Raw genomic sequence first — 12,809 nt, 5'->3', positions numbered from 1 at the left:
TCCGAAGCGCGTCCTTATGGGACGCGCAAAATGACAGCGTCAAAAAAGGTGTGATACTTCTTGTGATAGCTCTGTTGGTCCCTGTAGGAGCTATCTGACCTATTTTTAGACTTTGTGGGTCATACATCGCTCTATATCGACCTGGCGGCATTAAAGATTAATCAAAGGTGACGAAATGCCTGACTCCTCGCAACTGCTTATCGGCGCCGGCCTCGATGGCCAGCCAATCGCCCAGGCCATGCGCCTGGCCAACCGCCATGGGTTGATCGCCGGTGCCACCGGCACAGGCAAGACCGTTACGTTGCAGCGCCTGGCGGAGGCCTTCAGTGATGCGGGCGTGGCGGTGTTCGCCGCTGACATCAAGGGCGACTTGTGCGGGTTGGGCGCTGCGGCCAACCCTCAAGGTAAAGTCGCCGAGCGCATCGCGGGTATGCCTTTCCTTAACTACACGGCAAAGGCCTATCCGGTAACGCTGTGGGATATTCACGGGCAGTCGGGTCATCCGCTTCGCACCACCATCAGCGAAATGGGGCCGTTATTGCTCGGCAGCCTGCTGGAGCTCACTGACAGCCAACAATCGGCACTGTATGCCACCTTCAAAGTGGCAGACCGCGAAGGCCTGTTGCTGCTCGACCTTAAAGACCTCAAGGCATTGCTCAACCACTTGCGCTATCACCCGGAACTGCTCGGTGACGACGCGGCGCTGATGACCACCGGTTCCAGCCAGGCGCTGTTGCGGCGCCTGGCGGTGCTGGAACAGCAAGGTGCCGAAGCCTTGTTTGGCGAGCCGGCGCTGCAACTCGAGGATATTTTGCAACCGGCCAGTGACGGCCGTGGGCGCATCCACTTGCTCGACGCCAGCCGCCTGGTGCATGAGGCACCGAAGGTCTACGCGACCTTCCTGTTATGGCTGCTGGCCGAGCTGTTCGAGCAATTGCCGGAGAGCGGCGATGCCGACAAGCCGCTGCTGGCACTGTTTTTCGACGAGGCGCATTTGTTGTTTGCCGACACGCCGAAGGCGCTGCAGGATCGTCTTGAGCAAGTGGTGCGGTTGATTCGCTCTAAAGGCGTGGGTGTGTACTTTGTCACTCAGTCCCCAGGTGATTTGCCTGACACGGTATTGGCGCAACTCGGCCTGCGTATCCAGCACGGCTTGCGTGCGTTCACCACGAAAGAGCAGAAGTCCCTGCGTGCGGTCGCCGACGGTTTCCGGCCCAACCCGGCGTTCGATACGTTGTCGGTGCTGACTGAACTGGGCACGGGTGAGGCGCTGGTGGGCACGTTGCAGGAGAAGGGCACGCCGGAGGTCGTCCAGCGCGTGCTGGTTGCGCCGCCGCAATCGCGAATCGGGCCACTCAGTGAGGCCGAACGCGCGGCACTGATCGCCAGTTCGCCGCTGCTGGGGCGTTACGACAAGCCCATTGACCGCGAGTCGGCCTATGAAGTGTTGATGGCGCGCAAGGACCTTGGGCCGACCGAAGAGGCTAAACCCTCCACTGAAGAACCGAGCTTTACCGACAGGGCCGGCGCGTTTTTGGGCACGGCGGCTGGCAAGGCACTCAAGTCAGCCATGCAACAGGCCGCCAATCAGATGGGGCGGCAACTGGTAAGAGGGTTATTGGGCTCGTTGCTGGGCGGCAGCAAGCGTAAATAGGGGCTCAGGCTTTGGTCTTGGCGTGCGCGGCCAACCGCTCCAGGGCTGCGCGCAGGCCCGGGTCGCTGATCCCATCGGCCGTCGCCTGGATGGTTTCGGCGGCCGTCACCGACAGGTTGATCGTGTGCCCCACTGCGCCTTGCTGCACGGTGGGTGGCTGCACCTTGAACTGAATACGGGTCAAACTGGCAAATTCATCAAATACCATCAATTGTCGCTGCAGGCGTTTTTGCTGGTAGCGCAAACGGGTCGCCCAATGGCCGTCGGTGACAATTAACAGCAAATTGCCTTCACGCCAGGACGCGACATGGCAATGTTCTCGTGCGGCAGGTTGCAGCTGGCTTTCGACCAAGCGTTGCAAATGGCCCAGGCGTTGCGCGTGGCCGAAGATGGCTTTCAACGGTTTGGCTTCGCGGAGCAACACGCTTGGCGCGCGGGCTGTAAGAGGGCGAAATGCCATGTCTAGACACCTTAAGTAACAGAGCCGCCATCTTAGCAGAAAGCGCCTGTGCGCCCCCAGGCAATGCGATAACAGGCCTTTGCCCGTGAAATCAATAGGTAACTTCTGCGCTCCATGGGTTGAAGTTCCAGCAAAAGCCCTTATTTTAAACAGGCCCTCTCACAGCGCCATGCCAGCATCGGGGAATAACGCCACTTTCCTCACCCACGATTCCGGGTAGAATGCGCGTTCGCATGCGGCCGTGAGGGCTGCTCGGGCCACTGACGGTGCGCCCTCCATCCCTATGTGTGGAAGAACCTGCCGATATGTTTGCGCCTTTGTTAAAGAAACTTTTTGGAAGCAAGAATGAGCGCGAAGTTAAACGCATGCTCAAAACGGTGCAGCTGGTCAATGCCTTCGAAGAGCAGATGGTTGCCCTTTCGGACGAGCAATTGCGCGCCAAGACCGAAGAGTTCAAGGCCCGCATAGCCAAAGGTGAAACCCTCGACAAGCTGCTTCCCGAAGCCTTTGCGGTCGCCCGTGAAGCCGGTAAGCGTGTCATGGGCATGCGCCACTTCGACGTCCAGTTGATCGGCGGCATGACCTTGCATGAAGGCATGATTGCCGAAATGCGTACCGGTGAAGGCAAGACCCTGGTGGCAACCCTGGGTGTTTACCTCAACGCACTGTCCGGCAAGGGCGTGCACGTTGTGACGGTGAACGACTACCTGGCTCGCCGGGACGCCAACTGGATGCGCCCGCTGTATGAATTCCTCGGCCTGACCGTCGGCGTGGTAACGCCGTTCCAGCCGCCGGAAGAGAAGCGCGCTGCGTACGCCGCCGACATCACTTACGGCACCAACAACGAATTCGGTTTCGACTACCTGCGCGACAACATGGCGTTCAGCATGGAAGAAAAATTCCAGCGCGAACTCAATTTTGCCGTGATCGACGAAGTCGACTCCATCCTCATCGACGAAGCCCGTACCCCGCTGATCATCTCCGGCCAGGCCGAAGACAGCTCGCGCCTGTACACCGAGATCAACAAGTTGATCCCGCGTCTGGAGCAGCACATCGAGGAAGTGGAAGGCGTGGTGACCAAAGAAGGTCACTTCAGCATCGACGAGAAGACCCGCCAGGTCGAACTCAACGAAGCCGGTCACCAGTTCGTCGAAGAGATGCTGACCCAGATCGGCGAGCTGGCAGAAGGCGAAAGCCTCTACTCGGCGCACAACCTGGGCCTGTTGACCCACGTGTATGCCGGCCTGCGCGCCCACAAGCTGTTCCATCGCAACGTCGAATACATCGTGCAGGACGGCCAGGTCGTCCTGGTTGACGAACACACCGGCCGTACCATGCCGGGTCGTCGTTTGTCCGAAGGCCTGCACCAGGCCATCGAAGCGAAGGAAGGGCTCAACATCCAGGCCGAAAGCCAGACGTTGGCGTCCACTACCTTCCAGAACTACTTCCGTCTGTACAACAAGCTGTCCGGCATGACCGGTACGGCCGACACCGAAGCGTTCGAATTCCACCAGATCTACAACCTGGCCGTGATGGTGATCCCGCCGAACAAGCCGCTGGCGCGTAAAGACTTCAACGACCTGGTGTTCCTGACTGCCGAAGAGAAATACGCGGCAATCATCAACGACATCAAGGACGGCATGGCCCAGGGCCGTCCGATCCTGGTGGGTACCGCCACTATCGAAACCTCCGAGCACGTGTCCAACCTGCTCAACAAGGAAGGTATCGAGCACAAGGTACTGAACGCCAAGTTCCACGAAAAAGAAGCCGAGATCATCGCCCAGGCCGGTCGCCCAGGCGCACTGACTATCGCCACCAACATGGCCGGTCGTGGTACTGACATCCTGTTGGGCGGTAACTGGGAAGTGGAAGTCGCGGCGCTGGAAAACCCAAGCCCCGAGCAAATCGCCCAGATCAAGGCCGACTGGCAGAAACGTCACCAGGCCGTGCTGGAATCCGGTGGCCTGCAGGTGATCGCGTCCGAGCGTCATGAATCGCGCCGTATCGACAACCAACTGCGTGGTCGTGCCGGTCGTCAGGGTGACGCTGGTTCCAGCCGTTTCTACCTGTCGCTGGAAGACAGCCTGATGCGCATCTTCGCCTCGGACCGGGTGAAGAACTTCATGAAAGCCCTGGGCATGCAGTCCGGTGAAGCGATCGAGCACCGTATGGTGACCAACGCCATCGAGAAGGCCCAGCGCAAGGTTGAAGGCCGCAACTTCGACATTCGTAAGCAACTGCTCGAGTTCGATGACGTCAACAACGAACAGCGTAAAGTGATCTATCACATGCGTAACACGTTGCTGGCCGCCGACAACATTGGCGAAACCATCGCTGATTTCCGTCAGGACGTGCTCAACGCCACCGTCAGCGCACACATTCCGCCACAGTCCCTGCCTGAGCAGTGGGATGTTGCCGGTCTGGAAGCGGCGTTGAAGAGCGACTTCGGTGTGGACTTGCCGGTTCAGCAATGGCTGGACGAAGACGACCACCTGTACGAAGAGACGCTGCGCGAGAAGCTGATGACCGAGCTGCTGGCCGCGTACAACGAAAAAGAAGAGCAAGCGAGTGCCGAAGCACTGCGCACCTTTGAGAAACAAATCGTACTGCGTGTACTGGATGACCTGTGGAAAGACCACCTGTCGACCATGGACCACCTGCGTCACGGTATCCACTTGCGTGGCTACGCCCAGAAGAACCCGAAGCAAGAGTACAAGCGCGAGTCGTTCACGCTGTTCTCCGAGCTGCTGGATTCGATCAAGCGCGATTCGATTCGCGTGCTGTCCCACGTTCAGGTACGTCGCGAAGACCCGATCGAGGAAGAAGCTCGCCTGCGCCAGGAAGCCGAAGCACTGGCTGCGCGCATGCAGTTCCAGCACGACGAAGCACCGGGCCTGGAAGCGCCGGAAGTATTGGGTGAAGAGGTCGATGTGGCCTTGGCTCAAACCCCGGTTCGCAATGACCAGAAGCTGGGCCGCAACGAACTGTGCTGGTGCGGTTCGGGCAAGAAGTTCAAACACTGCCACGGCGAAATCAACTAAGGTTTTTGCCTGACGCTGCAATACCCCGCGCCGCGACCGGCTTCTGCCGTCGCGGCGTTTTGCCATTAATTTCACCGTCGACACGACGGCACAGACATCACCTAATTTTTAAGGAGCGCATTCATGGCTGTTGGTCTTGGTCCTTTGCCCACATTGCACCCGGTTGCCGGTTTTGAACTCGGTATCGCTTCGGCCGGCATCAAGCGCCCGGGGCGCAAGGATGTGGTGGTGATGCGCTGTGCCGAGGGCTCGACGGTCGCGGGTGTGTTCACCCTCAACGCGTTCTGCGCGGCGCCGGTGATCCTGGCCAAGCAACGCGTTGCCGGTTCGATCCGCTACCTGTTGACCAACACCGGCAATGCCAACGCCGGCACCGGCGAGCCTGGCCTGGTGGCGGCTGCGCGCACCTGCGCCAAGTTGGCCCAGTTGACCGGCGTGGACGCCAGCCAAGTGCTGCCGTACTCCACCGGTGTGATCGGCGAGCCGCTGCCCGTGGAAAAAATCGAAGGCGCATTGCAAGCCGCGCTGGATGATTTGTCGGTGGATAACTGGGCTGCCGCCGCTACCGGCATCATGACCACCGACACGCTGCCCAAAGGCGCGAGCCGTCAGTTCGTACACGACGGTGTGACCATCACCGTGACCGGTATCAGCAAAGGCGCGGGGATGATCCGCCCGAACATGGCCACCATGCTCGGCTACATTGCCACCGACGCCAAAGTTTCCCGTGACGTGTTGCAGCGCCTGATGCTGGACGGCGCCAACAAGTCGTTCAACCGCATCACCATCGACGGCGATACCTCGACCAACGACTGCTGCATGCTGATCGCCACCGGCCAGGCCAACCTGCCGGAAATCACCTCCACCGAAGGCCCGCTGTTCGCTGCATTGAAGCAGGCGGTGTTTGAAGTGTGCATGGACGTGGCCCAGGCCATCGTGCGTGATGGCGAAGGCGCGACCAAGTTTGTCACCGTTGAAGTCAACGGCGGCGGCAACCACCAGGAATGCCTGGATGTCGGCTACACCGTGGCCCACTCGCCACTGATCAAGACGGCGCTGTTTGCCTCTGACCCGAACTGGGGTCGCATCCTTGCTGCCGTGGGCCGTGCCGGTGTGCCGGACCTGGACGTGAGCAAGATCGACGTGTTCCTGGGCGACGTGTGCATTGCCAGCCGTGGCGCCCGCGCCGAAACCTACACCGAAGCCCAGGGTTCGGCGGTGATGCAGCAGGAAGAAATCACCATCCGCATCGAGTTGGGGCGCGGCGAGTGCAGCGAAACCATCTGGACCACCGACCTGTCCCACGAATACGTGAAGATCAATGCGGAATACCGCACCTGACAGCCAAGAGGATAGCGCGGTGAAACGAGTGCATGTAGCAGCAGCGGTGATCCGTGGCGTCGATGGCAGGATTCTGCTGGCGCGCCGCGCCGATACCCAACACCAGGGCGGCCTCTGGGAGTTTCCCGGCGGCAAGGTGGAGGCCGATGAATCGGTCGCCACTGCGCTGTCCCGCGAATTGCAGGAAGAGCTGGGCATTCAGGTCACCACGGCGCGGCCGCTGATCAAGGTGCAACATGACTACCCGGATAAACAGGTGTTGCTGGATGTCTGGGAAGTCTCGGCCTTTAGCGGCGAGCCCCATGGTGCCGAAGGGCAGCCGTTGGAATGGGTGGCTCCACGGGATTTGATCAACTATGCATTCCCGGCGGCCAACGCTCCGATCGTTGCGGCGGCGCGGCTACCGGCTGAGTACCTGATCACCCCGGGCGAGCTGGAAACCCCGACATTGCTGCGCGGTATTCAGAAAGCCATTGCCGGTGGCATCAAGCTGATCCAATTGCGTGCACCTAACGGCTACGACCCCAAATATCGTGACCTGGCGGTGGACGCTGTTGGCTTGTGTGCCGGTAAGGCGCAACTGATGCTCAAAGGGCCGTTCGAGTGGCTGGGGGATTTCCCTGCCGCTGGTTGGCATATGACTGCGGCGCAGTTGCGCAAATACGCGAGCAAGGGCCGCCCGCTGCCGAAGGATCGTTGGTTGGCGGCGTCGTGTCATAACGCCGAAGAGCTGGCGCTGGCAGAAATGATGGACGTGGATTTTGTCACGCTGTCACCGGTGCAGCCGACCCAGACGCATCCGGATGCCCAGCCGTTGGGTTGGGAGCAGGCGGCGCAGCTGATCAGTGGGTTCAGCAAGCCGGTGTTTCTGTTGGGCGGCGTTGGGCCGGCTGAGCGGGAACAGGCTTGGGAAGCTGGGGCTCAGGGTGTGGCAGGCATTCGGGCGTTCTGGCCGCAGGTCTGATGATCGTTCCCACGCTCTGCGTGGGAATGCAGCCCAGGACGCTCCGCGTCCCAAAGCGTGACGCGGAGCGTCACAAGAGGCATTCCCACGCAGAGCGTGGGAACGATCTTACGATCTTAGTGGGGTTTTGCGGCCGCCTGCCACAACACCTCAGCCACACCCTGGCGCTTGGCAATCACCCGTGCCGCGACAAACAACAGATCCGACAGCCGATTGATATACGCCAACCCCACGCCTTCCAACGGCTCCAGCGTATTCAACTGCTGACACCGCCGCTCCGCGCTGCGCGCCAGGCTGCGGCACACGTGGGCTTGGGCGATCAGCGCCGAGCCACCGGGCAGGATGAAGTTCTCCAACGGCCCGACTTCCTCGTTCCAGCGATCAATCGCCGCTTCCAGCCGATCGACTTCCGCTGCATTCAGTGCCTTGTACACCGGCATCGCCAGTTCACCGCCCAAGTCGAACAACCGATGCTGGCAAGGTGTGAGCACCTCGATCACCTCGTTCAGTTGCGGGTGCTTGCCGCTTTGCTCTTCAAGGTTGGCCAGCAATAAGCCCAACTGGCTGTTCAGCGTATCCACCTCGCCAATGGCTTCCACCCGCGGGTGGTCCTTGGGCACGCGGCGGCCGTCGCCGAGGCCGGTCTCGCCTTTGTCGCCGGTACGCGTGTAGATCTTCGACAGGCGAAAGCCCATGGTCATTGCTCCAGTTGAGTCAGGTCAAAGGATGGAATCTGGCTGCCGGCCAACGGCAGGCGCAGGGTGAAGCAAGTGCCTTGGCCGAGGGTGGAGTGCACCTCCATCTGGCCCTTGTGGTTGTTGGTGATGATGAAATACGACACCGACAGCCCAAGCCCGGTGCCTTGGCCGATTTCCTTGGTGGTGAAGAACGGCTCGAAGGTCCGTTTGCGCACGTTTTCGCTCATGCCGATGCCGTTGTCTTCCACCTGGATCTCCGCCCAGGGCGGGTTGAGGCGGGTGCGCAGGATAATGCGCCCGGGTTCGCGGTCGTCTTCACGCAAGTGAATGGCTTGAGCGGCGTTTTTCAGCAGGTTGAGCAACACTTGCTCAAGCTCGTTGGCGGTGCCCGGCACCGGGCCGAGTTGCGGGTCGAACTGGCGGATGATCGCCTGGCCCTTGAAGTCGAAACCTATGGTCAGGTCGAAGTCGTTACCAGCAATTTCTACCGCTTGGTCGATCAGGGCGGGCAAATCACAGGGCGCCATCTGGCGATTGCTGAGGCGGCTGAAACTGAGCATATGGGTGACGATCTTCGCCGCCCGCGCGCCGGCTTGCTGAATGCCATCGAGCAGTTGCGGCACTTCGCGGCTGTGCAGGTAACGGTTGACGGTGTCCAGCTCGACGCCCACCTGTTCGGCGTGTTCCAGGTTCTTCGGCAGGTCGGGTGACAAGCGCCGGCGGATGTTCTGCACGTTGTGCAGGATCGCGCCCAACGGGTTGTTGATTTCATGGGCCATGCCCGCAGCCAGGCCGCCGACGGAGAGCATTTTTTCCGACTGCACCATCATTTCTTCCAGGGACAGGCGCTGGGTGATGTCGTCGATACGAATCACCACGCCGCGCCCGGCGCCGCCCATCAGCGGGTAGAACGTCAGGGCGTAATGCTTGGCCTCGTCATCCTTGATCCAGGTGACGCGCTCAATCCGTTCCACCGTGTGTTGCTCAACCGTGGCCTTGATTTGCGGCAAGTAGGGCTTGAGGGGCTGGAACGCGAGGAAGATCGGCTGGTTCAGCGCCTCATCCAGGCGCGTGCCGGAAAGTGCACTGGCCTCCTGGTTCCACTGGGTTACGTAGAGCTGCTCATCGAGGGCGATCAGCGCCGAGGGCATCGAGTCGATAATGCTGTTCAGGTAATTCTGGAAACCGGTGAGTTTCTTCTCGATCTTGCTGCGCACCTGGACTTCCAGTTCCAGCTTGCGGTTGGTGTGACGCGTTTCTTCGGCCAATCCCTGTGCTTGGTCGTAGGCTGCCTGGGAATCATCGCGCGCACGCTTGAGCTGCTGCTCGCGGGCCTCGATGCGCGACAGCATGGTGTTGAACGCTTCGGCCAGGCTGCCAATTTCATCACGGTTGCCGCGCCCGGCGCGCAGGGCGTAGTTTTCTTCGCGGGTGACCTGGCGCGAGAGTTCTTCCAGTTCGTGGATCGGGCGGGTGATCAGGCGTTTGATCTGCCGGGCGATGATCAGCCAGAGCAACACACTGAAAATCAGAATGCCCAGGCTGGCGGTCAGCGTGCCGGTGTAGAAGGCCATCGGCAGCTCACTGCTGGCCACCAACAGCAAATGCCCGGAAGGCTGGCCGGTGCGGGGCAGGGTGATGACCTGGTTACTGCGAAACTCGGTAACACGCCAGGCTTCGATATGCCGGTAGTTTTCCGGCAACTGCAGGCGATTGCCGTGTTGCATCTGCGCCAGGCGGTTGCCGTCGCCGTCGTACAACGCCGCCGCGCGCAGGGGCGAGTAGCTGGTCAGCTCATTGAGCAGGGCTTCGGCCTTGGCCGGGGATTCCAGGGCCTCACCGGCCAGGGACGGGTTCGACACCAGGCGCCCAATGGCCTGCAAGGCCTGGGGCGCCATGCTTTCCTGGGAGATCCAATAGGCGGCGCTGATAAACGTCAGGTTGGCCACCAGCAACACGGTGGTCAACAACACCAGCAGGGCCGCCAGCAGTTTCTGCCCTACCGGTAGATTTTCAAGACGCTGGCGCAGTGGCATCAGGGTTTTCCCAGGTGATAGACAGGTAGGCAGGGTAGCGCGTGCCTCAGTCGCTGGCCAATCCGCGTGCGCGCAAGTGCTCGACCAGGCGCGCTTGCACTTGTTGCAGATGCGGCAGTACCAATTGGTGGCGGGCCGCCGCCGCGCAGGCATAGCCCAGCAGGTAGCTGATTTCGGTGCGCCGGGCGTTGGCCACGTCCTGATACATGGAAGAGTAATTGGCGGCAGTGGCCTGGATCACCCGTTCTACTTCGCTGTGCAAATCTTCGGCGGCCGCCGGTTGGCCGCAACATTCAAGCAGCTCGGTTAACTCGGCGCACAAGGTCGCGACTTCACATTGATGCGCTTGCAGGCCGCCGTTGCGGCACTGGTAAAGCACGGTCAGTGGGTTGATGGCGCAGTTCAAGGCCAGCTTGCGCCACAGGCGTGTCAGAATTTCGGTGCTCCATTCGTGGGGAATGCCGGCGGCGTGCAGGTCGTCCAGCCACAACGGTGGAGTCGGGTGGCCAACGTCCCCCAGCCAGGTGTAGCCATGGCCGGCAAACACGACGCGCCAATCGCCGTCGCGAAACGCGCCTTCGGTGCTGGAAGCAAACAGGCAGCGCGCCTTGGGAAGCTGCGCGGCCACCGCGTCCTGGCTGCCGAGGCCGTTTTGCAACAGGATCAGTTCGGCGTCCGGCACCAAGCGATGTTGCAGCTGTGCGATGGCGCTTTGGGCGTCGTAGGCTTTGCACGCCACCAGCAGGCGCTGTATCGGCTCGGGGCTGTCGGGCGTTTCGCCGATCACCGGGTAGGTGTGTTCTACGCCGTGTTCGACCAGCGTCAGCCCGGGGCCTGCCTGATAGCTGGCCAGGCGCGCAGCATCGCGCAGGATCAGTTTCACCGGTACGCCCGCGCGGGCCAGGCGCGTGGCCCAGAGTGTGCCCAGGCTGCCGGCGCCGAGAATGTGCCAGGTGGTCGACATCAGATTGTGCTCCGTGGGGTCGCTCACAGTGAACGGGGCGAAAGAACCGCTATAATGCCTCGGCATTTTAGCTCGGGCGCGCTCCATCTCTACTGAGCCCGCCCCTTATATTGGAGAAATGACATGCCTTCGTTCGACGTGGTATCCGAACTGGACAAACACGAAGTCACCAACGCCGTCGAGAACGCCGTCAAGGAACTGGACCGTCGCTATGACTTGAAAGGCAAGGGCAGCTTCGAATTCAAGGAAAAGGAACTGACCGTCAACCTGACCGCTGAAGCCGATTTCCAGCTGGAAGCGATGATCGAGATCCTCAAGCTGTCCCTGGTCAAGCGCAAGATCGACGCGCAGTGCCTTGAAATCAAGGATGCTTACGCCTCCGGCAAGCTGATGAAGCAGGAAGCGGTACTCAAGGAAGGCATCGACAAAGAGCTGGCGAAGAAAATCGTCGCCCACATCAAGGATGCCAAGCTGAAAGTCCAGGCTGCCATCCAGGGTGAGCAGGTGCGTGTGACCGGCAAGAAACGTGATGACTTGCAGGAAGCCATCGCCGCCCTGCGCGCCAAGACCTTCGACATGCCGCTGCAGTTCAATAACTTCCGCGACTGATGGCACATTGGGGAACCTGTGGGCGTTTTTGACGTCCCACGCCCCGGAAACAGTGCCTACACTTGAGCCCTTCGGGGCTCATTTGCGTTTTAAGGCAGTCAATAAAGCCGCACATCCGCGCAACAGGAGAAGATAGATGGATTTGAACGCTGAAGTGGATCACCTGATCAAGACCTCTGAGTCTTGGCTCCCGATGATCATGGAATATGGCAGCCGCTTTTTGCTGGCCGTGGTCACGCTGGCCATCGGTTGGTGGCTGATCAACGTGTTGACCCACCGCGTCGGGCGTTTGCTGGCACTGCGTAACGCCGACCTGGCCCTGCAACACTTCATCACTAACCTTGCCAACATCGCGCTCAAAGTGATGCTGGTGGTCAACGTAGCCTCGATGATCGGCGTGGCAACAACCTCGTTCGTGGCCGCGATTGGTGCCGCCACGCTGGCAATCGGCCTGGCATTGCAAGGCAGCCTGGCGAACTTCGCCGGTGGCGTGCTGATCCTGTTGTTCCGTCCGTTCCGCATTGGTGACTGGATCGAAGCACAAGGCACGTCCGGTACCGTCGACAGCATCCAGATCTTCCACACCGTGTTGCGCACCGGCGACAACAAAACCGTGATCATCCCGAACGGCAGCCTGTCCAACGGCCTCATCACCAACACCAACCGTCAGCCGACCCGCAAGGTGGTGTTTGACGTGGGTGTCGACTATGAAGCCGACCTGCAGAAGGCCCGCGAAGTGCTGTTGGAGCTGGCGAAAGACCCGCGTGTATTGGCAGATCCGGCGGCAGTTGCTGTGGTGTCGACCTTGGGTGACAGTTCGATCACCGTGTCTTTGCGCTGCTGGACCAAGACGTCAGATTACTGGGACGTGGTGTTTATGCTTAATGAACTGGCGCGTGATCGCTTGAAAGGCGCGGGGATTGATATTCCGTTTCCGCAGCGAGTTATTCGCGTGATGCAGGAACCGGCGGCGAAATAACTAAGCGTTAAAGTGTATCGAACTTGGCCAATAGGTCAGGTTCGAAGCTGACGATTAATCTCG

10 protein-coding genes are annotated in these 12,809 nt (G+C 60.5%); 6 read left to right on the top strand and 4 right to left on the bottom strand.

The window, feature by feature from the left end:
* The first annotated feature begins 175 nt into the window (after positions 1-175).
* Entirely contained in the window at positions 176-1,654 is a 1,479-nt protein-coding gene (locus tag L8I05_RS18685; protein ID WP_242170871.1) for a helicase HerA-like domain-containing protein, read from the top strand.
* 4 nt (positions 1,655-1,658) lie between these two features.
* Here L8I05_RS18685 and L8I05_RS18680 read toward each other — a convergent pair whose 3' ends face one another.
* The gene (locus tag L8I05_RS18680; RefSeq protein WP_242170869.1) at positions 1,659-2,114 is read right to left on the bottom strand and encodes a DciA family protein; all 456 of its coding nucleotides are present in this window, start codon (positions 2,112-2,114) and stop codon (positions 1,659-1,661) included.
* 305 nt (positions 2,115-2,419) lie between these two features.
* On the opposite strand from L8I05_RS18680, the gene secA reads away from it, so the two are divergent.
* The 3 genes from secA (at position 2,420) to L8I05_RS18665 (ending at position 7,460) form a co-directional block, all read left to right on the top strand.
* Positions 2,420-5,155 carry a preprotein translocase subunit SecA gene (gene secA, locus L8I05_RS18675; protein WP_159959491.1) on the top strand — a complete coding sequence of 912 codons (2,736 nt, stop codon included), beginning with the start codon at positions 2,420-2,422 and terminating at the stop codon, positions 5,153-5,155.
* Between the two features lie 123 nt (positions 5,156-5,278).
* Entirely contained in the window at positions 5,279-6,496 is a 1,218-nt protein-coding gene (argJ, locus tag L8I05_RS18670) for a bifunctional glutamate N-acetyltransferase/amino-acid acetyltransferase ArgJ (protein WP_032895495.1), read from the top strand.
* 19 nt (positions 6,497-6,515) lie between these two features.
* Positions 6,516-7,460: a Nudix family hydrolase gene (locus tag L8I05_RS18665; RefSeq protein ID WP_242170867.1), complete on the top strand. Its 945-nt coding sequence runs from the start codon at positions 6,516-6,518 to the stop codon at positions 7,458-7,460.
* Between the two features lie 116 nt (positions 7,461-7,576).
* Here L8I05_RS18665 and L8I05_RS18660 read toward each other — a convergent pair whose 3' ends face one another.
* From L8I05_RS18660 to L8I05_RS18650, 3 genes are read right to left on the bottom strand one after another with little or no spacing between them, the layout of a single operon-like run.
* A complete protein-coding gene (locus L8I05_RS18660; protein WP_159959485.1) occupies positions 7,577-8,155 on the bottom strand; it encodes a cob(I)yrinic acid a,c-diamide adenosyltransferase in 579 nt (192 codons plus the stop codon).
* Between the two features lie 2 nt (positions 8,156-8,157).
* A complete protein-coding gene (locus L8I05_RS18655; protein WP_242170865.1) occupies positions 8,158-10,194 on the bottom strand; it encodes a HAMP domain-containing sensor histidine kinase in 2,037 nt (678 codons plus the stop codon).
* Positions 10,195-10,240: 46 nt separating this feature from the next.
* Positions 10,241-11,158, bottom strand: a complete 918-nt coding sequence (locus tag L8I05_RS18650; protein WP_242170863.1) for a putative 2-dehydropantoate 2-reductase — start codon at positions 11,156-11,158, stop codon at positions 10,241-10,243.
* Between the two features lie 123 nt (positions 11,159-11,281).
* Here L8I05_RS18650 and L8I05_RS18645 point away from each other — a divergent pair, with 123 nt between their 5' ends.
* Both L8I05_RS18645 and L8I05_RS18640 read left to right on the top strand, forming a co-directional pair.
* Positions 11,282-11,767, top strand: a complete 486-nt coding sequence (locus L8I05_RS18645) for a YajQ family cyclic di-GMP-binding protein (RefSeq protein ID WP_003175814.1) — start codon at positions 11,282-11,284, stop codon at positions 11,765-11,767.
* Positions 11,768-11,903: 136 nt separating this feature from the next.
* Complete coding sequence (locus tag L8I05_RS18640; RefSeq protein WP_159959479.1) at positions 11,904-12,746, top strand: mechanosensitive ion channel family protein; 843 nt, start codon at positions 11,904-11,906, stop codon at positions 12,744-12,746.
* Positions 12,747-12,809 lie beyond the last annotated feature (63 nt).

The organism is Pseudomonas sp. MONT-RG-20F-20-E-7-02 (genome assembly GCF_022662395.1).
Lineage (GTDB): Bacteria > Pseudomonadota > Gammaproteobacteria > Pseudomonadales > Pseudomonadaceae > Aquipseudomonas.
The sequence above is the reverse complement of the archived record's forward strand: the minus strand, read 5'-3'. Positions and strand labels throughout refer to the sequence as shown.

Bases quoted from the DNA above. Each gene is read 5' to 3' on its own strand.
- L8I05_RS18685 (WP_242170871.1), top strand. From the start codon at position 176: ATGCCTGACTCCTCGCAACTGCTTATCGGCGCCGGCCTCGATGGCCAG.
- L8I05_RS18680 (WP_242170869.1), bottom strand. From the start codon at position 2,114: ATGGCATTTCGCCCTCTTACAGCCCGCGCGCCAAGCGTGTTGCTCCGC.
- secA (WP_159959491.1), top strand. From the start codon at position 2,420: ATGTTTGCGCCTTTGTTAAAGAAACTTTTTGGAAGCAAGAATGAGCGC.
- argJ (WP_032895495.1), top strand. From the start codon at position 5,279: ATGGCTGTTGGTCTTGGTCCTTTGCCCACATTGCACCCGGTTGCCGGT.
- L8I05_RS18660 (WP_159959485.1), bottom strand. From the start codon at position 8,155: ATGGGCTTTCGCCTGTCGAAGATCTACACGCGTACCGGCGACAAAGGC.
- L8I05_RS18655 (WP_242170865.1), bottom strand. From the start codon at position 10,194: ATGCCACTGCGCCAGCGTCTTGAAAATCTACCGGTAGGGCAGAAACTG.
- L8I05_RS18650 (WP_242170863.1), bottom strand. From the start codon at position 11,158: ATGTCGACCACCTGGCACATTCTCGGCGCCGGCAGCCTGGGCACACTC.
- L8I05_RS18645 (WP_003175814.1), top strand. From the start codon at position 11,282: ATGCCTTCGTTCGACGTGGTATCCGAACTGGACAAACACGAAGTCACC.
- L8I05_RS18640 (WP_159959479.1), top strand. From the start codon at position 11,904: ATGGATTTGAACGCTGAAGTGGATCACCTGATCAAGACCTCTGAGTCT.